The following is a 20,283-nucleotide window of genomic DNA, read 5'->3' on the forward strand; positions in this document are numbered from 1 at the left end:
TTGTAATTGAAATTTACCCAGTTCAAAAAGAGTCTCGTTGAGCCGGGTACGTGGTTTGCATTGTCAACCACGCTATCGCATTGTGAGCAAAAGCCTGGTGGGTGAAACAGAGGAATGTTGCCGAATGGCAACGAGATACAAGCCAGTGTATCGATGCTGGCTGCTGTGCAGCGGTGCAGGTGGAGCCGGCAGAGCCAAAGCCAGGGCTGTTTCTGCCATGTTACATGGCTGAGATTGTGCCGCAGCGGCGGCCAAGTCAAGAAAAAGCGCCATGCATCTGGACGATGACATGGCGCTGTTTGTGCTGACTCAAATCCGCGTAGCGAATCAGAGCCCTGCCCGGATGGGCATCAAATGCTTGGTGGCAGCAATCAGGCGGCCAGCAAAATGCGCAGCATGCGACGCAGAGGCTCGGCAGCGCCCCACAGCAACTGGTCACCGATCACGAAGGCCGACACATACTCGGGGCCCATGTTCAGCTTGCGCACGCGGCCCACAGCCACTTCCAGGCCGCCGGTGGTGGCGGCTGGCGTCAGTTCCTTGACGGTCAGGGCGCGCTCGTTGGCCACGAACTTCACCCAGGGGTTGCCGTTCTTGATCAGGGCTTCGATCTCCTCGAGAGACAGATCCTTCTTGAGCTTGAGCGTCAGGGCCAGGCTGTGGCAGCGCATGGCGCCGATGCGCACGCACAGGCCGTCCACGGGGATGGTGGCTTCGGTGCCGAGGATCTTGTTGACTTCGGCCTGGCCCTTCCACTCTTCCTTGGACTGGCCGTTGTCCAGCTGGGCGTCGATCCAGGGGATCAGGCCGCCGGCCAGAGGGGCGCCGAAGAATTCGGTGGGCACGTCTTCGCGGATGGTGGTGGCAACCTTGCGGTCGATTTCCAAAATTGCGGAAGCCGGCGTGGCCAGCTCGTCGGCCACGGCAGCGTGGACCACGCCCATGCCCTTGAGCAGTTCGCGCATATGGTTGGCGCCGCCGCCCGATGCCGCCTGGTAGGTCATGGAGGAGACCCATTCCACCAGACCGGCCTTGAACAGGCCGCCCAGGCCCATCAGCAAGATGGAGTTGGTGCAGTTGCCGCCGATCCAGTTCTTGCCGCCGGCGGCCAGCTTGGTCTTGATCAGATCATCGTTGACGGGATCCAGCACGATGACTGCGTTGTCTTCCATGCGCAGCGAAGATGCGGCATCGATCCAGTGGCCGTTCCAGCCGGCGGCGCGGATCTTGGGGAACACGTCCTTGGTGTAGTCACCGCCTTGGCAGGTGATGATGACGTCGCACTTGGACAGTTCGGCGATGTCGTTGGCATCCTTGAGCTGGGTGTGGGTCTTGGCCATGGCCGGAGCCTTGCCGCCGGCATTGGAGGTGGAGAAGAACACAGGCTCGATCAGCTCGAAGTCGCCTTCGGCTTGCATGCGGTCCATCAGCACGGAACCGACCATGCCGCGCCAGCCCACCAAACCCACTAGTTGCTTGCTCATTTGAAACGCCCTTTCAGTATTGAAAACAGTAGCTTGAGACTGCTTCGTCCGGCTCGTCTAGGCCGGAAAGGGCGCACGACGAACCGGGCTGGGTCAGCCGGTAATCGTCTTAATGGTGATTGCGCACGCGTCCACACCGGCTTGAGCAGCAGGTGTTGTGATTTCAGTGATGAAAAGGCGTGTGGCAAACATAAGTGCAGTGATTCTAGCCAATCTGCTGAAATCACTCTTCGTTAAAAATGATAAATGTATTCGTCAATCCGACGAAAAATTCATATTAATTTTGACGTTTTGCTGATTTACGCCTTGAAACCGCATCAATCAGCACGGTGGTCCTGCAAATTTGCCGCTGAACCCAGGGGCGCCTGGGTGCCCCTGCGTTCAGCGGTGCTTGAGCCTTATACCGAGGCCAGGGCCTTGACCACGGCGTCGCCCATCTGGGCGGTGCTGACCTTGGTCGTGCCTTCGCTGTAGATGTCGGCGGTGCGCAGGCCGTCGGCCAGCACTTGTTGCACGGCGGCTTCGATCTTCAGAGCGGCCGCTTCCTGCCCCAGGCTGAAGCGCAGCATCATGGCGGCGCTCAGGATGGTGGCCAGCGGATTGGCAATGCCCTTGCCGGCGATGTCGGGGGCCGAGCCGTGGCTGGGCTCGTACAGGCCTTGCTTTTTGTCGTTCAGGCTGGCGCTGGGCAGCATGCCGATGGAGCCGGTCAGCATGGAGGCTTCGTCGGACAGGATGTCGCCGAACATATTGCCGGTGACCACCACGTCAAAGCGCTTGGGTTCCTTGACCAGCTGCATGGCGGCGTTGTCCACGTACATGTGGTCCAGCGCTACATCGGGGTATTGCTTGGCGACTTCGGTGACCACGTCCTTCCACAGCTGGAAGGTTTCCAGCACATTGGATTTGTCCACGCTGGTCACGCGCTTGTCGCGCTTTTGGGCGGCCTGGAAGGCCACATGGGCAATGCGCTCGATCTCGGGGCGCGAGTAGCGCATGGTGTCGAAAGCTTCTTCGGAACCGGGGAAGTGACCGTCCGGTGCCTCGCGGCGGCCGCGTGGCTGGCCGAAATAGATGTCGCCCGTCAGCTCGCGGATGATGAGGATGTCCAGGCCGGCAACCAGCTCGGGCTTGAGGCTGGAGGCGTGGGTCAGTTCCTTGTAGCAGATGGCGGGACGGAAGTTGGCGAACAGGCCCAGAGCCTTGCGCAGGCCCAGAATGGCTTGCTCGGGGCGCAGAGGGCGGTCCAGCGTGTCGTACTTCCAGTCGCCCACGGCGCCGAACAGGATGGCGTCGGCTTCCTGTGCCAGCTTCAGCGTGGCGGGAGGCAGGGGGTGACCGGAGGCCTCGTAGCCCGCGCCGCCCACGGGGGCGGTTTCCATTTGCAGGTCCAGGTTCAGAGCGTTCAGAACCTTGACGGCTTCCGCAATGATTTCTGGGCCGATGCCGTCTCCGGGCAGAACTGCGATCTTCATGATGTTCCTTTTAATTTGATAGCTGCTTACGCCCATTATTCATAGACTTTAGATTCAATTGATATTGAAATCTACGAATTCAAAGCGCTAGCAGCTCATTTATTGATAGTTACTTCTGAACCAGAGTGTGTGCCAGCCAGGGCTTGGTGGCCAGACGCTCGGCTTCGAAGGCCTTGATCTTGTCTTCGTGGCGCAGCGTGAGGCCGATATCGTCAAAGCCGTTGAGCAGGCAGTACTTGCGAAAGGCGATCACGTCGAAAGGGATTTCTTCGCCCTGGGGGCGAACAATGACCTGGCGCTCCAGATCGATGGTCAGCTCGTAGCCGGGGAAGGCATGGACGGCATTGAACAGCTCTTCGATCACGGCTTCGGGCAAGACGATGGGCAGCAGGCCGTTCTTGAAGCAGTTGTTGAAGAAGATGTCGGCAAAGCTGGGGGCCAGCACGGCGCGAAAACCGTATTGATCCAGCGCCCAGGGCGCATGCTCGCGGCTGGAGCCGCAGCCGAAGTTGTTGCGCGCAATCAGGATGGATGCGCCTTTGTAGCGCGGCTGGTTGAGCACGAAGTCGGGGTTGGGCTTGCGATCCGATTCGGGCACGCCGGGCTGGCCGGGCTGGTCCAGATAGCGCCATTCGTCAAACAGGTTCACGCCAAAGCCGGTCTTCTTGATCGACTTGAGGAACTGCTTGGGGATGATGGCGTCGGTATCGACGTTTTCGCGGTCCATGGGGGCGACAAGGCCCTTGTGCACGGTGAATTTTTGCATGGCGTGAATTCCAAGGATCAAGGGGTTCAGCGAGCGGCGCGCTCGATGGCGCTGCCTGCGCTTTGCACGTCCTGGCCAAGGCCCTTGACGGTGTTGCAGGCGGCCATGGTGAAGGCCAGGCCGATCAAAAGAATCGTGACGGAAGGCTTCATGCTCTGTCTCGCTGAAAGATTTTTAGGCGAACTTGCGGATATCGACAAAGTGGCCGTGGATGGCGGCTGCAGCAGCCATGGCCGGGCTGACCAGATGGGTGCGGCCACCGGCGCCTTGTCGGCCTTCGAAGTTGCGGTTGCTGGTGGAGGCGCAGCGCTCGCCGGGCTCCAGGCGGTCGGCATTCATGGCCAGGCACATGCTGCAACCGGGTTCGCGCCATTCAAAGCCGGCGGCCTTGAAGATCACATCCAGGCCTTCGCGCTCGGCCTGCTCCTTGACCAGGCCGGAGCCGGGCACCACCATGGCCAGCTTGATGTTTCTGGCCACTTTCTGGCCCAGTTTCTTGACCACGGCAGCGGCTTCGCGCATGTCTTCGATGCGGCTGTTGGTGCAGGAACCGATGAAGACCTTGTCCACAAAGATGTCGTTCAAAGGCTTGCCGGGCTCCAGCGCCATATAGGTCAGCGCGCGCTCGATGGCGCCGCGCTTGTTGCTGTCCTTTTCCTTGTCGGGATCGGGCACGCAGGCGTCGATGCCCAGCACCATCTCGGGCGAGGTGCCCCAGGTGACCTGAGGCACGATGTCGGCGCCGTTCAATTCCACCACGCGGTCGAATTTCGCATCGGCATCGGAGTGCAGCGTCTTCCAGTAGGCAACGGCGGCATCCCACTCGGCACCGGTGGGGGCCAGGGGGCGGCCCTTGACGTAGCTGATGGTCTTGTCGTCCACGGCCACCAGGCCGGCGCGCGCACCGGCTTCGATGGCCATGTTGCAGACGGTCATACGGCCTTCGATGGACAGGTCGCGGAAAGCTTCGCCCGCGAACTCGATGGTGTAGCCCGTGCCGCCAGCCGTGCCGATCTTGCCGATGACGGCCAGCACGATGTCCTTGGCGGTCACGCCGGGGGCGACCTTGCCGTTGACCAGCACCAGCATGTTCTTGGCCTTCTTGGCCAGCAGCGTCTGGGTGGCCATCACGTGCTCGACTTCCGAAGTGCCGATGCCGTGGGCCAGCGCGCCGAAAGCGCCGTGGGTGGAAGTGTGGCTGTCCCCGCAGACCACGGTCATGCCGGGCAGGGTTGCGCCTTGCTCGGGGCCCATGACGTGCACAATGCCCTGGCCCTTGTCCATGAAGGGGAAGAAGGCGGCCGAGCCGAACTCGGCAATATTGCTGTTGAGCGTGACGATCTGCTCTTTGCTGATTGGGTCGTCAATGCCGTCATAGCCGCGCTCCCAGCCGGTGGTGGGCGTGTTGTGGTCGGCAGTGGCCACCACGGAGCTGATGCGCCACAGCTTGCGGCCGGCCACGCGCAGGCCTTCAAAGGCCTGGGGGCTGGTCACTTCATGGACCAGATGCCGGTCGATGTAGAGGATGGAGGTGCCGTCTTCTTCAGTATGGATGACGTGCTCGTCAAAAATCTTGTCGTAGAGGGTGCGTCCCATGGTTGTCTCGTGGTCGTTGGGTAATCGTGGAGGAGGCTTGGGCGGCGTATGCGCGTCAAGCCGGGCTATGTGTTGTTGTCGCTGCGCCTGCAGGGCACAGGTGTTCCACCAGCAGGCGGGTGGTCACGGGCAGGGCTTCAAAGTCGCGGGCCACCACGCGCAGTTCGCGGCGGGCCCAGTCATCGCTCAGGTGCACGGCGCGCAAATGGCCCACGCCATGCATGAGCTCGAAAGCGCGATCCGGCAAAAGACCAATGCCCAGGCCGTTGTCGATCATGCGGCACATGGCGTCCAGGCTGGTGACCTGAATGCGCTGGTGCAGCGCATGGCCGGCCGTGGCGGCGGCAGCGCGCATGGTCAGGCTGATGGAGGAGCCGGCGTGCAGGCTGACGATGTCCCATTCCAGCACTTCGGCAAAGGCAACGCTTTCGCGTTCGGCCAGTGCATGCTGCTCGGGAACGACGACGACCAATCTATCCTCGCGGTAGGCACGGTGCTGCAGTTGCACATTGCCCTGGCTCAGCTGTACGGTGGTCTGGGTGGCAGAGGTTGCCCCGTTGTTGCCCAAAGTGCAGATGCCGATGTCGGCCGTGCCTTCGGCCACGGCGCTGAGCACGTCGGGGCTCAGATGCTCTTGCAGATCGATCTTGATCTGGTTGTGCTCGCGGGCAAAAACGCCCAGGTCTTCGGGCAGAAACTGCACGATGGCCGACATATTAGCGTGAATGCGCACGTGGCCGCGCACGCCGTCGGCGTATTCACTGAGCTCGCCTTGCATGCGCTCCAAGCCATACAGCACATTGCGTGCATGGTGCAGCAGGCTCTCGCCAGCGGGCGTCAGCGTGACGCCGCGGCTGTGGCGGTACAGCAGGGCGGTATCGACGGTGGCTTCGAGATCGGACAGGCGCTTGCTCACGGCCGAGGCGGCGATGAACTCACGCTCGGCGGCGCGGCCTATGCTGCCCAGTTCGCAGACGGCAACAAACAGCTGCAGGGAGGTGAGGTCTATGCGCCGTGCAAAACTGCGCTCTGAATTCTTCATGGTGGGGCTCTAGTCTTCTCGTTTAGAGAAGTTGTGTGTATTTTTACCGATAAATTATCGTTTATCCATCTTCAAGCACGATGCCTTGCTGGGTAATGGGTCATGATTTTACGATGAGCCACCTGCTGTTTGGCGATGACTCGACTGCGCTGTGCAGGCTGTTATGTCTCTTTCAATTTCATAGCTGAAAGCGCTGGGCGTGATTGAGCTGGTGCAGGATTTCAAGCCTGTTTCATGAGGCAAAGCACACAAAGCTGAAACAAGCTGTGAATCCTCGGTAAAGTGGCCTGCTGCCTCAGGCATATGCTGCAAAAATGTGAGTTATGACCGCTACCTTCCCTTCGCCGCCGGATAGCCCGCAATTCCTGGCCTGCCCTGCAGGCACCCAAGTGACCCTGCGCCCGGCCAAGCCTGTGGCCTGCTGGATGACGATCTCTCTGTCCTTGGTTCTGTCCCTGGGCTCTGTCGCTTTCATGCCGGCCCAGGCCAAGGGCAAGACGGCGGTCAATGCCAAGACCAATGCTTCCAGTGCCTCCCGCCCAGCGGCCAAACCTGCAGCCAAGCCCGGCAAGGCCGCAGCCAAACCGGCCCCCAAGTCTGCGGCACGGGATACCGCTGTGCAAGGCAATAGCCGCAAAGGCAAGCAGGCGCGCGGTGGCCGCGCCGCCGTGGCTGGCGCCGCTGCCGTAGGTGCGGCCGCAGCCGTGGCAGGTCCAACGGGCCTGGAGCAATGGACGCCTGCCAAACCTGCGAGCACGCCGAATGCCGCAGCGCCGGACGAGGCCAGAGACATCGCAGCCTTGCGCCAGGCAGTGGCCGCAGGCGACGCCAAGGCCCAGTACGCGTTGGGTTCGCGCTATCGCTTTGGCAGAGGCCTGCCTCAGGATCTGTCGCAGACCGTGCAGCTGTATCAAAAGTCGGCAGATCAGGGCTTTGCTCCTGCCCAGTCGGATCTGGGCGTGTTGTATGCCAACGGGCGTGGCGTGGTGCGCAACGATGCGCTGGCTGCTCAGTGGTATGGCAAGGCGGCCCAGCAAGGCGATGGCATTGCCCAGAACAATCTGGGTTTGATGTATGCCGAAGGCCGCGGTGTGGCCAAGGATGAGGCGCGCGCTCTGGAGTGGTTTCAGCGCTCGGCGGAAAGTGGTGAAGCCACGGGTCAGTACAGCCTGGGCGTGATGCTGTCTGGCGGCCGCGGCACCAAGGAAGATGGCAAGGCGGCGCTGCGCTGGTTCGAGAAAGCGGCGGAGCAAGGCCTGGTCGATGCCCAATACAACGTGGGCATGATTTATGCCGAAGGCGTGGTGGTGCCCCAGGATCTGGGCCGCGCTGCGCAGTGGATGGAGAAAGCCGCCAAGCAGGGCAATGCCTCGGCGCAGTCCACTCTGGGCTTTCTCTATGCCAACGGCCAGGGCGTGCCGCAGGATATGGGCCGTGCTGCCCAGTGGTTTGAGCGCGCGGCCAAGCAGGGCTATACGTTGGCTCAGTCCAATCTGGCAGCGGTCTATGCCAGCGGCCAGGGAGTGGAGAAGAGCGCGGAGCAGGCCTATTTCTGGCTGCTGGTGGCCCAGCTCAAAGATCCTTCGCTGCAATCGCGCCTGCAAGCGGCGCAACAGGAACTCAAGCCGGCAGATCGTGTGCGCGTGCAGCGCAAGGCGCAGCAGTGGAAGCCGGTCAAGGAATCCTGAGCCTTATCTGATTCAAATTCGATAGCGGTCAGTGCTTGATTGATATAGAAAAAGCCCGTAAATCACCTGAAATCAGGTGGCTTACGGGCTTTTTGCTACCGCTTGGGCGTCGGTTTAGCTGAAGAAGCTCTTCAGGCGATCGGTCCAGCTTTCGCCGCTGGGCGAGTGCTTGGAGCCGCCTTTTTTCAGCGACTCATCGAGCTCCTTGAGCAGCTTGCGCTGGTGCTCGGTGAGCTTGACCGGCGTTTCCACCACGATGTGGCAATACAGATCGCCGGGGTAGCTGGAGCGAATGCCCTTGATGCCCTTGCCGCGCAGACGGAACTGCTTGCCGGCCTGCGTGCCTTCGGGGATGTCAATCGCAGCCTTGCCAGCCAGCGTGGGGACTTCGATCTCGCCACCCAGGGCGGCGGTGATGAAGCTCACCGGCACATTGCAGTGCAGATCGTCGCCGTCGCGCTCGAAGATATCGTGGTCCTTGATGCGGATCTCGATATACAGATCGCCTGCCGGGCCCCCATTGGTGCCTGGCTCGCCGTTGCCGGCGGAGCGAATGCGCATGCCGTCGTCGATGCCGGCAGGAATCTTCACTTCCAGCGTCTTCTGGCGCTTGACCTTGCCCTGGCCGCCGCAGCTGGTGCAGGGCTCGGGGATGATCTTGCCGGTGCCGCGGCAGTGTGGGCACGATTGCTGCACGCTGAAAAATCCCTGGCGCATCTGCACGCTGCCCATGCCGTTGCAGGTGGAGCAGGTCTTGGCGCTGGTGCCGGGCTTGGCGCCGCTGCCATGGCAGTTGTCGCAGTTGTCCCAGCTGGGGATGCGGATTTGCGCGTCCTTGCCCTTGGCGGCTTCTTCCAGGCTGATTTCCATGGAGTAGCTCAGATCGTTGCCGCGATAGACCTGACGGCCACCACCGCCCCGGCCGCCACGGCCCTGGCTGAACATATCGCCAAAGATGTCGCCAAAAGCTTCGGCAAAACCGCCAAAGCCTTCGCCGCCACCCATGCCTCGGTTGGGGTCCACGCCCGCGTGGCCGTACTGGTCGTAGGCCGCACGTTTCTGGGCGTCCGAGAGCATCTCGTAAGCCTCTTTGACTTCCTTGAACTGCTCTTCGGCCTCTTTGGCCTTTTCACCCTGGTTGCGGTCGGGGTGGTGCTTCATCGCCAGTTTGCGATAAGCCTTCTTGATTTCTTCGTCCGAGGCGTTTTTGGCAACGCCCAGAACTTCGTAATAGTCGCGTTTGGACATGTTGGTTTCCGGTCGGGTAGAACAGGAACGCCGCGCCAGTCCCTTATCAGAGTCTGGCGCGGCGGCAAGTGGTCAGTGCTCAGGCAAAAACCAGCCTGCGCTTAGTCCTTCTTGACTTCCTTGACTTCAGCGTCAACCACGTTGTCGTCGGCCGCGGCAGACGATGCGCTGGCACCGGCCGCGCTGGAGGCTGCGGCTTGTGCACCGCCGGCAGAGGCTTGTGCGTCGGCGTACATCTTCTCGCCCAGCTTCTGGCTGGTGGTCATCAAGGCCGTGGTCTTGGCGTCGATGGCGTCCTTGTCCTCGCCCTTCAAGGCTTCTTCCAGTTCCTTCACGGAAGCTTCGATGGCCGACTTTTCAGCCGCATCGAGCTTGTCGCCGTGTTCGGCCAGGCTCTTGGTCACGCTGTGGACGGCAGCTTCACCCTGGTTCTTGGCTTGCACCAGTTCCAGCTTCTTCTTGTCGTCGGCAGCGTTGAGCTCGGCGTCCTTGACCATCTTCTGGATTTCTTCATCCGACAGGCCGGAGTTGGCCTTGATGGTGATCTTGTTTTCCTTGCCGGACGCCTTGTCCTTGGCAGAGACGTTCAAGATACCGTTGGCGTCGATGTCGAAAGTCACTTCGATCTGAGGGATGCCACGGCCCGAAGGTGGAATGCCTTCCAGGTTGAACTCACCCAGCAGCTTGTTGCCCGAAGCCATTTCGCGCTCGCCCTGGAACACCTTGATGGTCACGGCAGGCTGGTTGTCTTCGGCCGTCGAGAAGGTCTGTGCGAACTTCGTAGGGATGGTCGTGTTCTTGGTGATCATCTTGGTCATGACGCCGCCCAGGGTTTCGATACCCAGAGACAGAGGAGTCACGTCCAGCAGCAGCACGTCGGAACGCTCGCCACCCAGCACCTGGCCTTGCACGGCAGCGCCCACGGCCACGGCTTCGTCAGGGTTCACGTCCTTGCGGGGTTCCTTGCCGAAGAATTCCTTGACCTTTTCCTGCACCTTGGGCATGCGGCTCATACCGCCGACCAGGATGATGTCGTCAATGTCGGACACAGAAATACCGGCGTCCTTGATGGCGGTGCGGCAAGGAGCGATGGTTCGCTCGATCAGCTCTTCCACCAGCGATTCCAGCTTGGCGCGGGTCAGCTTGATGTTCAGGTGCTTGGGACCCGATGCGTCAGCCGTGATGTAGGGCAGGTTGATGTCGGTCTGGGCCGAGTTCGACAGTTCGATCTTGGCCTTTTCGGCAGCTTCCTTCAGGCGTTGCAGGGCCAGCACGTCCTTGGACAGGTCAACGCCTTGTTCCTTCTTGAACTCGGAGATGATGTACTCGATGACGCGCTGGTCGAAGTCTTCGCCGCCCAGGAAGGTGTCGCCATTGGTCGACAGCACTTCGAATTGCTTTTCGCCGTCCACATCGGCGATTTCGATGATGGACACGTCGAACGTACCGCCACCCAGGTCATACACGGCCACCTTGCGGTCGCCCTTGCCAGCCTTGTCCAGGCCAAAGGCCAGAGCCGCAGCGGTAGGTTCGTTGATGATGCGCTTGACTTCCAGACCGGCGATGCGGCCGGCATCCTTGGTGGCCTGGCGCTGAGCGTCGTTGAAGTAGGCGGGCACGGTGATGACGGCCTCGGTCACGGGTTCGCCCAGGAAGTCCTCGGCGGTCTTCTTCATCTTGCGCAGCACTTCGGCGCTGATCTGGGGGGCGGCCAGCTTCTGGTCGCGCACTTGCACCCAGGCGTCGCCGTTGTCGGCCTTGACGATCTGGAAGGGCATCAGAGCGATGTCTTTTTGAACTTCGGCTTCGTCAAACTTGCGGCCGATCAGACGCTTGGCAGCGTAGATGGTGTTGCGGGGGTTGGTGACGGCCTGGCGCTTGGCGGAGGCGCCGACCAGGATTTCGCCGTCTTCTTGATAGGCAACGATGGAAGGTGTGGTGCGAGCGCCTTCGCTGTTCTCGATCACACGTGTGGTGTTGCCGTCCATGATGGCCACGCAGCTATTGGTGGTGCCCAGGTCAATACCGATAATTTTTCCCATGTTTTTCTCCGTAATTTGTTGAATATTTGCTTGATTAGTCACTTGTGGGCGTTGCGGGCGGCTTCAAGAGCCGTCACTCACAAATTTGTGCTGCGCCGCACAAGTTACCTGGCGCCGCTTTAGCTCTGGGCCACTGTCACCAGGGCGGGGCGCAGAATGCGGTCGGCGATCATGTAGCCTTTTTGCAGCACGCTCACCACGGTGTTGGCGGGCTGCTCGGCAGGCACCATGCTGATGGCCTGATGATAGTGGGGGTCGAACTTCTCGCCGGCGGCCGGGTTGATGGCGATGACCTTGTTTCGCTCCAGGGCCTGCGTCAGCTGACGCAAGGTGGCATCGGCGCCTTCGCGCAACTGCTCGGGCGTGGCGTTCTGGATGCCCAAAGCGGCGTCCAGGCTGTCGCACACTGGCAGCAGGCTTTCGGCAAAGCTTTCGATACCGAACTTGCGGGCTTTGCTCACGTCGTCATCGGCGCGGCGGCGCACGTTTTCGGCTTCGGCCTTGGCGCGCAGATACTGGTCGGCCAGTTCGCTGCTCTTGGCTTTGAGTTCTTCCAGCTCGGCCTTCAGACGTTCCACCTCGTCCGAAGCATTGGCGGCCATGGCAGCCTCGATTTCCTCGGGGGCTGCGTCGTGCAAAGGGTTGAGTTTGTTGTTTTCAGACATAGTCAGAGGGCTTCAATCAAGTAACTAAAGACGATTCCTTCACCAGATAGGCATCGCAGGCACAATTTCAAGCCTTGCCAGGGTGATGGGGCGCGCAGTTGTCAGCTGCCGTGCTGCAACTGCATTCCAGAAGATCTCTGGTGGGGTTACCCCGGCTGCAACACCGGGTTTATGCGGCCTCAAGTGTACAGATACTGGACGGGTACGCTAGAATCTAACGTTTTGCCTTGCCGCACCACTACAAGACGCAGTGGGCGGCGTTTTCCCAAAAGGAGTTGTGATGCGTCATTACGAAATCATTTTGTTGATCCATCCGGATCAGAGCGAGCAAGTTCCCGCCATGCTGGAACGCTACAAGGGCATGATTGCCGCTGGTGGCGGTAAGGTGCATCGCGAAGAAGACTGGGGCCGTCGTCAGCTGGCTTACATGATCAACAAGCTCGCCAAGGCTCACTACATGTGCCTGAACATCGAAGCCGACCAGGCTGTGATGGCTGAACTGGAACATGCCTTCAAGTTCAACGATGCAGTGCTGCGTCACCTGACTGTTCAAAAGAAGAAGGCTGATACAGCTCCTTCCTCGATGATGAAGACAGTTGAGCGCGAAGAAGCACGCAAGGCTAATCAAGCCGAGCACGCCTAAGCATCAAGTAACTCTGAAGGAGTGCAAAACCACGTTGCTTTGACGGGAACCCTCGCCGAGCTGAATGCTCTGCGTTACACCCCCGCCGGATTGCCAGCTCTTGATTTGCGTATCGAACACAGTTCGCAGCAACAGGAAGCCGGCAGTGCACGCAACGTGATGGCATCTGTCAAGGCTGTGGCCTTTGGTCCGCTGGCTGAGAAGCTGGCCCGCCAGGCACCGGGTAGTCAATGGAGCTTTCAAGGCTTTCTGGCAACTCCGCGCAACACCAAGATGCTGGTTCTGCACATTCAGGACATTCAACAAAACTAATTTTCAAGAGGTCCAGAAATGGCCACGTTCAAGAAATTCAACAAGGACAAGCGTCCTAAGCGCAACACCCAGTCGCTGCTGTTCAAGCGCAAGCGCTTCTGCCGCTTCACCGTCGCCGGCGTCGAAGAAATCGACTACAAGGATGTGGACACCCTGCGTGACTTCATCGCTGAAAACGGCAAGATTGTGCCCGCACGCCTGACCGGCACGCGCGCCATCTACCAACGTCAGCTGAACACTGCCATCAAGCGCGCTCGCTTCCTGGCTCTGGTTCCCTACTCTGACCAGCACAAGATCTAAGGAGCACGAACATGCAAATCATTCTGCTCGACAAGGTTGTTAACCTGGGTAACCTGGGCGATATCGTCAAGGTCAAGGACGGCTACGCTCGCAACTTCCTGATTCCTACGGGCTCTGCTCGTCGCGCCACGGCTGCTGCCAAGGCTGAATTCGAAGCCAAGCGCGTGGAACTGGAAAAGGCTGCTGCTGAAAAGCTGGCTGCTGCCCAAGCCCTGAGCGAAAAGCTCAACGGCGCTGCTGTGAAGATCACGCAAAAGGCTGGCGTTGATGGCCGTTTGTTCGGTTCCATCACCAATGCCGACATCGCTGAAGAACTGGTCAAGGCCGGCTTCCCAGTGAACAAGTCGCAAGTGCGCATGCCTAACGGTCCTCTGAAGATGGTTGGCGACGCTACTGTTGTGGTGGCTCTGCACACTGATGTGGCTGCAGAAGTCTCCGTGTCGGTGTACGGTGACCACTCCTAATCCCTGAAGTTTCTTCAGTGATGACAAAAAGCCGCCTTCGGGCGGTTTTTTGTTTTTGGCGGCAATATCTTGCGCCTGTTTTTATAGTCACCCTGGAGTGACTAAGCTTCTGCCTCCCGCTACGATGCAAGGCTGTCTCTAGGAATTTCATGTCGTCTGTAATGCCCCCGCTTGATCTTGATGATGCTTTCGCGCCGGTGCCGCCCATCGCGGACCAGCAGGTGGCGCAGTTGCGCGTGCCGCCGCACTCCATGGAGTCCGAATCCAGCGTGCTTGGCGGTCTGCTGCTCGATAACAGTGCCTGGGAGCGGGTGGGGGACTTGCTGGGTGAGGGCGACTTCTACCGCCACGAGCACAAGCTGATTTACGAGGCGATTGCCAAGCTGATCAATGCCAGCAAACCGGCGGACGTGATCACGGTGTACGAGCATCTGCAGGGCATGGGCAAGGCCGAGGAAATCGGCGGCCTGCTGTACCTGAATCAGCTGGCACAGTACGTGCCCAGCGCCACCAATATCCGCCGCTATGCGGAAATCGTGCGCGAGCGCGGCATCTTGCGCAAGCTGGTCACGGCCAGCGATGACATTGCCACCAATGCCTTCAACCCGCAGGGCAAGACGGTGGAGCGGATTCTGGATGAGGCCGAACAGAAGATTCTGGCCATCGGCGAAGAAGGCTCGCGCATGAAGCAGGGCTTTCAGTCACTGGACACCCTGGTGGTGGACTTGCTGGACCGGGTTCAGGAGATGGCCGACAACCCCATGGATGTGACCGGTGTGCCTACGGGCTTTGTCGATCTGGATCGCATGACCTCGGGTCTGCAGGCTGGTGACCTGGTGGTGCTGGCCGCGCGCCCCTCTATGGGCAAGACCTCGTTTGCGGTGAATATTGCCGAGCATGTGGCGCTCAACGAAGGTCTGCCGGTTGCCATCTTCTCCATGGAAATGGGTGCCGCTCAGCTGGCGGTGCGTATCGTGGGTTCCATCGGTCGCGTCAACCAGGGCAATCTGCGCACCGGCAAGCTCAACGACGATGAGTGGCCGCGTCTGACCGAGGCCATCGAGCGCCTGCGCACCGTGTCGCTGCACATTGACGAGACGCCCGGCCTCTCGCCCACCGAGCTGCGTGCCAACGCCCGTCGCCTGGCGCGCCAGTGCGGCAAGCTGGGTCTGATCGTGGTCGACTATTTGCAGCTGATGAGTGGTTCGGGCTCGGCCGCCAGTTCGGACAACCGTGCCACCGAGCTGGGTGAAATTTCCCGGGGCTTGAAGATGCTGGCCAAGGAGCTGCAATGCCCGGTGATTGCGCTGTCCCAGCTCAACCGCTCGGTGGAGCAGCGCACCGACAAGCGCCCCATGATGTCCGACCTGCGCGAATCGGGCGCCATCGAGCAGGATGCCGACATCATCATGTTCATCTACCGCGACGACTACTACAACAAAGAGTCCAAGGAGCAGAATATTGCCGAGGTCATCATCGGCAAGCAGCGTAACGGCCCTACAGGTACCTGCAAGCTCTACTTCCAGAAGAACCAGACGCGCTTCGAAAATCTGGCTGCCGGTTACGGCAGCGACGAGTATTAAAAGCATAGCTGCTAGCGCATTGCTTCAAAGGACTTCAGATGGTTTTCAGTCTGAAGTCTGTGAGTGCTGTGCGCTGGTAGCTCATTAATTGACATCCATAAAAAAGCCCGCAAGGCATGATGCCTGCGGGCTTTTGCTTGTCGCGTCAGCGTTTCAGCTGCGCAGCACGTAGATGCTCAGACCTATCAGGCTTGCCGCCAGCACGCCGCAAGCCCAGGCCAAGCGCTGGGCGCCAATGCGCAAGGCGCCCACGGTGGCCACCACCTGTGCATTTTGCTGGGCCAGCTTCTCGATGATCTCCAGCGACTGGCGCTGGGATTGTTCCAGCTGGTCAATGCGCTCGTCCAGGCCACGAATCAGCAACAAGGCCTGCTCGCCCGAAGATTGGGGCGGCGACAGGCGCTGGCTGGTCTGCTGAGCGGCATCGCTCTGGGCATGGGCTTCGGCCTGCTCCTCTTTTTTCTTCAGAAGACCCTGGGCGGCTTTGACCACCTGGGGTGTGGCCTTGATCACATCGCCCCAGGGGACCATCTTGAGTGCGCTGATCCAGCTGATCGCCATGGCTTAGAGCACCTCGCTAGCAAAGTCCGCCAGACGCGAGCGTTCGCCGCGTGCCAGCGTGATGTGGCCGCTGTGGGGCCAGCCCTTGAAGCGGTCCACCACATAGGTCAGGCCCGAGCTGCCTTCGGTCAGGTAGGGGGTGTCGATCTGCGCCAGATTGCCCATGCAGATGATCTTGGTGCCGGGGCCGGCACGGGTGATCAAGGTCTTCATCTGCTTGGAGGTCAGATTTTGCGCCTCGTCGATGATCACGTACTTATTCAGAAAAGTACGGCCGCGCATGAAGTTCATGCTCTTGATCTTGATGCGGCTGCGGATCAGCTCATTGGTGGCTGCGCGCCCCCATTCGCCGGCGTTGCCGCCATCACCCTTGGCCAGGAACTCCAGGTTGTCGTCCAGTGCGCCCATCCAGGGCCCCATTTTTTCCTCTTCCGTGCCGGGCAGAAAACCGATGTCCTCGCCCACGCTCACAGTGGCGCGGGTCATGATGATTTCGGTATAGCGGCGTTCGTCCAGCACCTGGGCCAGGCCGGCGGCCAGGGCCAGCAAGGTCTTGCCGGTGCCGGCCGTGCCGGTGAGGGTGACAAAGTCCACCTCGGGGTTGACCAGCAGATTCATGGCGAAGTTCTGCTCGCGGTTGCGCGTGGACACGCCCCAGACGGCATTCTTGGGGTTGCCGAAATCGCGCAAGGTCTTGAGCACCGCTGTCTTGTCGCGGATTTCAGTCACGCGCATATAGAGGTTGGGCTCGCCCGGTGCTTCGTAGTAAACGAACTGATTGATCATCAGCTGATCCACCACCGAGCCGCTGACGCGGTAATAGGTGATGGCGCCTTCCTGCCAGCTTTCCACATGCTTGCCGGCCTTGGCCCAGAAATCGCGGGGCAGGGCCATGGCGCCGGAATACAGCAGATCACCGTCTTCCAGCACCTTGTCGTTTTGGTAGTCCTCGGCGGCCAGACCCAGCGCGCGGGCCTTGACGCGCATATTGATGTCCTTGGACACCAGCACGACTTCGCGTTCCTTGTGCTGTTCGCGCAAAGCGGCAACCACGCCCAGGATCTGATTGTCGGCCTTGCCTTGGGGCAGGCTGTCAGGTAGGGCAGCGGTCAGTGCATGGGTCTGGAAGTACAGCGTACCCAGAGCGCTGCGCTGGCCGGTGGCATTCAGCGGCAAGCCCTTGTCCAGGCCGTCGGCGGGCTGGGAGGCTACCAGCGAATCCAGCGTACGGCTGACCTGGCGGCCGTTGCGCGCCACTTCGGTCATGCCCTTTTTATGGTTGTCCAGCTCTTCCAGCACCACCATGGGCAGGAAGATATCGTGCTCCTCAAAGCGGAACAGGCTGGACGGATCGTGCAGCAGCACATTGGTGTCCAGCACGAACAGCGTCTTGGGGCCGGTGCGCGAGTGGCGCGCGCGGCGAGTGGCGCTCTTGCCCGTAGGTGTGGCGGGGTTGGCCGCAGCTGCGGTGACTGGAGCTGCCGGGCTTGTGTCTGGCGTCTTGCGGCCGCGCGCTCTGGTGGCGGAGGTTGTTGCCGGAGCCGCTTGGCCGTTGGCAGCGGGCGTGCTGCGGCGCGCCTTGCCGTTGGCTGCAGCGGCCGGCGTGGCCGTTGCAGCAGTATTCAGATCGTCGTTGACTGCCGCCACATTCTTGGGATTGTGGCTGGACAAAAAGGCTTCTGCGGAAAGCTTTGCGGCGCGGTGGCCGGGTGCGGGAGGCAGGGGCATAGTGGACGAACCGTTCCTCAACAAGGGTCAAAAAGCACAAAGCCGCCTGGAAACCGAGGCGGCTTTGATCGGGTGAAAAAGAGAAACTCTGTTGCACTGGGGCATGGGCCCATTATGCATAGCTCAGCAGCCTTGGAAGGCAGATTTCTCGATTCTTGGCAGCTGCAGCACGATAAAGACTTTGAATCGCGGTGTGTCGGTGCTTCAAAGTCTCAAGGCGCTGGTTTAGGCAACCTTTTTGTCTTGTGTCTTCATGGCTTTGACCGCCGCGAGCACTTCGTCCACATGGCCGGGAACCTTGAGGCCGCGCCACTCTTGTGCCAGCAGGCCGTCTGCGCCGACCAGGAAGGTGGAGCGTTCGATGCCCTTGACCTTCTTGCCGTACATGATCTTGTTCTTGACCACGCCGAACATGTGACACATCTTTTCTTCGGTATCAGCGATCAACTCGAAGGGCAGCTCGAGCTTGCCCTTGAAGTCGTTGTGCGAATTCATGTTGTCGCGAGACACACCGAACACCGTAGCACCGGCCTTCACAAAGTCCTTGTACTTGTCGCGGAACTGCATAGCTTCCGTGGTACAACCGGGCGTATTGTCCTTGGGGTAGAAATACAGGATCAGAATCTGGCCTGTATGGGAGGTGTTGGACACCTTGATCCCGCCGGTTGCGTTGGCTTCGAATTCGGGAAGGGGTTTGTTGACAACGATAGCCATGCGCTTGTATCTCTCGGGTGTATTCGTTGAAATGCCGAGGGTGTTCGTCGATATTGTTATTTTTGTTGCGAATTACCCCCAGCCGCAGCCTGCGATTTTACCCTGAAATACGTATTTGCCTCAATGAGGGGCGAGGAGTCTACTCCAAGAGTAGGGCCGCAACCACGTTACGGCCTTCGCCAGAAAGGATGTTGTATGTCCTACAGGCTGCTGGGGTATCCATGGTTTCCAGGCCCAGGCGTCTGGCCATCAAAGGCTTGAGCCAGGCGGCCGGCGGAAAGCGGTTCTTGCTGCCGCTGCCAAAAATGATGACTTCCGCATCGAGCTTTGCCAGCTCTTCAAAGTGCTCGGCAGTCAGATCCTCGAACTTTCGGCAATTCCATTCCTTGAGCAGGCCGTGTGAGCCCAGCAGCAGGCTGTGCGCGTAGTTTTGCTTGTCTACCGCCAGCCAGCCCGGGCCATAGCCGGTGATGGATTGCGCGTCGGATTTGTCGGCCTGGAATTTCATGGTGCAAGAGTGTGCGCAATCGCAGGCGATTGCGGGGGCGATGGCTGGGGTCTCCATGCAGCGAGGGTGGGGACATTGCTGCTCGGCGGAACTGTGGTCAAATTATAGGTTTCACCGTGGTGTAACGTGCATCATGGCGTGCTTGAAATCCTTACCCCCTTCATTCGCATGAAAACCGTTCAAAAATCCGCCAAACTTGCCAACGTCTGTTATGACATCCGCGGGCCGATCATGGACGCGGCGAAGAAGATGGAAGACGATGGCCAGAAGATCATCAAGCTCAATATCGGCAATCTGGCCGTGTTTGGCTTCGATGCGCCCGAGGAAGTCCAGCAGGACATGATCCGCAACCTGCCCAACTCGGCCGGTTACTCCGACAGCAAGGGCATCTTTGCCGCCCGCAAGGCCGTGATGCACGAAACCCAGCATCAGGGCATCAAGGGCGTGACGCTGGACGATATCTACCTGGGCAACGGCGCCTCCGAGCTGATCAGCCTGGCCACCAATGCCTTGCTGGATACCGGTGATGAAATGCTGGTGCCGGCCCCCGACTATCCGCTGTGGACGGCGGCCACCAGCCTCTCGGGCGGCACGCCCGTGCACTATATGTGCGACGAGGCCAACGGCTGGATGCCCGATATGAAGGATTTGCGCAGCAAGGTCACGCCGCGCACCAAGGGCATCGTGGTCATCAACCCCAACAACCCCACAGGCGCGCTGTACTCCAAGGAGTTGCTGCTGGAAATCGTGGAGGTGGCGCGCGAGCACGGCTTGGTCATTTTTGCCGACGAGGTCTATGACAAGGTGCTGTACGACGATGCCAAGCACGTGCCTCTGGCCAGCCTGTCCATCGACGTGCTGACCCTGACCTTCAACTCCCTGTCCAAGGCTTACCGCTCCTGCGGCTACCGTGCGGGCTGGATGGTGATTTCGGGCGACAAAAAGCCTGCCAAGGATTACATCGAAGGCTTGAACATGCTTTCGAACATGCGTTTGTGCGCCAATGTGCCCGGCCAGTGGGCCGTGCAGACGGCCCTGGGCGGTCACCAGAGCATTGACGAACTGGTGCAGGAAGGCGGCCGGCTGCGCGTGCAGCGCGATCTGGCCTGGGAGCTGATCAACGCCATTCCCGGCGTCAGCTGCGTCAAGCCCCAGGGTGCGCTATACATGTTCCCGCGCCTGGACCCCGAGGTCTATCCCATCAAGGACGACCAGGAGTTCTTCCTCGAAGTGCTGCAGGAAACCAAGGTGATGCTGGTGCAGGGCACGGGCTTCAACTGGCCCAACCCCGATCACTTCCGGATTGTCTTTTTGCCGCATGACGCCGATCTGCGCGAAGCCATCAACCGTCTGGCTTCCTTCCTCGAGAAGTACCGCAAGCGCCACGGCACCGACAAGCCCAAGGCGGTCGATGCCAGGGTGCTCAAGGCAAGCAAGGCTGAAAAGGCCGCGTAACACTTTCTT

Annotated in this window: 20 protein-coding genes; 7 read left to right on the forward strand and 13 right to left on the reverse strand. The window is 60.2% G+C overall.

Translation table 11 applies throughout. The features are described from left to right. Positions 1 to 371 precede the first annotated feature (371 nt). The 6 genes from asd to ACNAZA_RS02585 form a co-directional block, all read right to left on the reverse strand. Positions 372 to 1,484 (reverse strand): aspartate-semialdehyde dehydrogenase, encoded by a 1,113-nt coding sequence (gene asd / locus ACNAZA_RS02560; RefSeq protein WP_415794822.1) that lies wholly within the window; start codon positions 1,482 to 1,484, stop codon positions 372 to 374. A 398-nt stretch (positions 1,485 to 1,882) separates the two neighbouring features. Further along, positions 1,883 to 2,959, reverse strand: coding sequence for a 3-isopropylmalate dehydrogenase (gene leuB, locus ACNAZA_RS02565; RefSeq protein WP_415794823.1), 1,077 nt, complete (start codon positions 2,957 to 2,959; stop codon positions 1,883 to 1,885). A 109-nt stretch (positions 2,960 to 3,068) separates the two neighbouring features. Next, complete coding sequence (leuD, locus tag ACNAZA_RS02570) at positions 3,069 to 3,725, reverse strand: 3-isopropylmalate dehydratase small subunit (protein WP_415794824.1); 657 nt, start codon at positions 3,723 to 3,725, stop codon at positions 3,069 to 3,071. A 26-nt stretch (positions 3,726 to 3,751) separates the two neighbouring features. Then, positions 3,752 to 3,877 (reverse strand): entericidin A/B family lipoprotein, encoded by a 126-nt coding sequence (locus ACNAZA_RS02575; protein WP_043007199.1) that lies wholly within the window; start codon positions 3,875 to 3,877, stop codon positions 3,752 to 3,754. 22 nt (positions 3,878 to 3,899) lie between these two features. Continuing rightward, positions 3,900 to 5,321, reverse strand: a complete 1,422-nt coding sequence (gene leuC / locus ACNAZA_RS02580; RefSeq protein ID WP_415794825.1) for a 3-isopropylmalate dehydratase large subunit — start codon at positions 5,319 to 5,321, stop codon at positions 3,900 to 3,902. A 55-nt stretch (positions 5,322 to 5,376) separates the two neighbouring features. Next, positions 5,377 to 6,363 (reverse strand): LysR substrate-binding domain-containing protein, encoded by a 987-nt coding sequence (locus tag ACNAZA_RS02585; protein WP_120966597.1) that lies wholly within the window; start codon positions 6,361 to 6,363, stop codon positions 5,377 to 5,379. A 473-nt stretch (positions 6,364 to 6,836) separates the two neighbouring features. Between ACNAZA_RS02585 and ACNAZA_RS02590 the strand changes: the two genes are divergently transcribed. After that, entirely contained in the window at positions 6,837 to 8,051 is a 1,215-nt protein-coding gene (locus ACNAZA_RS02590) for a tetratricopeptide repeat protein (protein WP_415794919.1), read from the forward strand. A 114-nt stretch (positions 8,052 to 8,165) separates the two neighbouring features. On the opposite strand, the gene dnaJ is transcribed toward ACNAZA_RS02590, so the two are convergent. The 3 genes from dnaJ to grpE all read right to left on the reverse strand — a co-directional run bounded on the left by dnaJ (position 8,166) and on the right by grpE (position 12,006). Then, positions 8,166 to 9,299, reverse strand: coding sequence for a molecular chaperone DnaJ (gene dnaJ / locus ACNAZA_RS02595; RefSeq protein ID WP_415794827.1), 1,134 nt, complete (start codon positions 9,297 to 9,299; stop codon positions 8,166 to 8,168). A 101-nt stretch (positions 9,300 to 9,400) separates the two neighbouring features. Further along, positions 9,401 to 11,341, reverse strand: a complete 1,941-nt coding sequence (gene dnaK / locus ACNAZA_RS02600) for a molecular chaperone DnaK (RefSeq protein WP_415794828.1) — start codon at positions 11,339 to 11,341, stop codon at positions 9,401 to 9,403. Between the two features lie 119 nt (positions 11,342 to 11,460). After that, positions 11,461 to 12,006: a nucleotide exchange factor GrpE gene (gene grpE, locus ACNAZA_RS02605; protein ID WP_120966600.1), complete on the reverse strand. Its 546-nt coding sequence runs from the start codon at positions 12,004 to 12,006 to the stop codon at positions 11,461 to 11,463. A gap of 280 nt (positions 12,007 to 12,286) precedes the next feature. Between grpE and rpsF the strand changes: the two genes are divergently transcribed. The 5 genes from rpsF to dnaB all read left to right on the forward strand — a co-directional run bounded on the left by rpsF (position 12,287) and on the right by dnaB (position 15,308). After that, positions 12,287 to 12,649 (forward strand): 30S ribosomal protein S6, encoded by a 363-nt coding sequence (rpsF, locus tag ACNAZA_RS02610; protein ID WP_120966601.1) that lies wholly within the window; start codon positions 12,287 to 12,289, stop codon positions 12,647 to 12,649. A gap of 21 nt (positions 12,650 to 12,670) precedes the next feature. Then, positions 12,671 to 12,961, forward strand: a complete 291-nt coding sequence (gene priB / locus ACNAZA_RS02615) for a primosomal replication protein N (protein ID WP_120966602.1) — start codon at positions 12,671 to 12,673, stop codon at positions 12,959 to 12,961. A gap of 18 nt (positions 12,962 to 12,979) precedes the next feature. Beyond that, positions 12,980 to 13,261 (forward strand): 30S ribosomal protein S18, encoded by a 282-nt coding sequence (rpsR, locus tag ACNAZA_RS02620; RefSeq protein WP_158386426.1) that lies wholly within the window; start codon positions 12,980 to 12,982, stop codon positions 13,259 to 13,261. Positions 13,262 to 13,272: 11 nt separating this feature from the next. Next, positions 13,273 to 13,725 carry a 50S ribosomal protein L9 gene (gene rplI / locus ACNAZA_RS02625; protein WP_120966604.1) on the forward strand — a complete coding sequence of 151 codons (453 nt, stop codon included), beginning with the start codon at positions 13,273 to 13,275 and terminating at the stop codon, positions 13,723 to 13,725. 149 nt (positions 13,726 to 13,874) lie between these two features. Continuing rightward, positions 13,875 to 15,308, forward strand: coding sequence for a replicative DNA helicase (gene dnaB / locus ACNAZA_RS02630; RefSeq protein ID WP_415794829.1), 1,434 nt, complete (start codon positions 13,875 to 13,877; stop codon positions 15,306 to 15,308). 153 nt (positions 15,309 to 15,461) lie between these two features. Here the strand turns inward: dnaB and ACNAZA_RS02635 are convergent, their stop codons facing one another. The 4 genes from ACNAZA_RS02635 to ACNAZA_RS02650 form a co-directional block, all read right to left on the reverse strand. Further along, positions 15,462 to 15,869, reverse strand: coding sequence for a hypothetical protein (locus tag ACNAZA_RS02635; protein WP_415794830.1), 408 nt, complete (start codon positions 15,867 to 15,869; stop codon positions 15,462 to 15,464). A gap of 3 nt (positions 15,870 to 15,872) precedes the next feature. Next, positions 15,873 to 17,597 (reverse strand): PhoH family protein, encoded by a 1,725-nt coding sequence (locus ACNAZA_RS02640; protein ID WP_415794831.1) that lies wholly within the window; start codon positions 17,595 to 17,597, stop codon positions 15,873 to 15,875. Between the two features lie 225 nt (positions 17,598 to 17,822). Next, positions 17,823 to 18,311 (reverse strand): peroxiredoxin, encoded by a 489-nt coding sequence (locus tag ACNAZA_RS02645; protein ID WP_120966608.1) that lies wholly within the window; start codon positions 18,309 to 18,311, stop codon positions 17,823 to 17,825. 139 nt (positions 18,312 to 18,450) lie between these two features. Further along, complete coding sequence (locus ACNAZA_RS02650) at positions 18,451 to 18,819, reverse strand: Mth938-like domain-containing protein (protein WP_415794832.1); 369 nt, start codon at positions 18,817 to 18,819, stop codon at positions 18,451 to 18,453. A 168-nt stretch (positions 18,820 to 18,987) separates the two neighbouring features. Between ACNAZA_RS02650 and ACNAZA_RS02655 the strand changes: the two genes are divergently transcribed. Next, positions 18,988 to 20,274 (forward strand): pyridoxal phosphate-dependent aminotransferase, encoded by a 1,287-nt coding sequence (locus tag ACNAZA_RS02655; RefSeq protein WP_415794833.1) that lies wholly within the window; start codon positions 18,988 to 18,990, stop codon positions 20,272 to 20,274. The last annotated feature ends 9 nt before the right edge of the window (positions 20,275 to 20,283 follow it).

Source organism: Comamonas aquatilis (assembly GCF_965139575.1).
GTDB lineage: Bacteria > Pseudomonadota > Gammaproteobacteria > Burkholderiales > Burkholderiaceae_C > Comamonas > Comamonas aquatilis.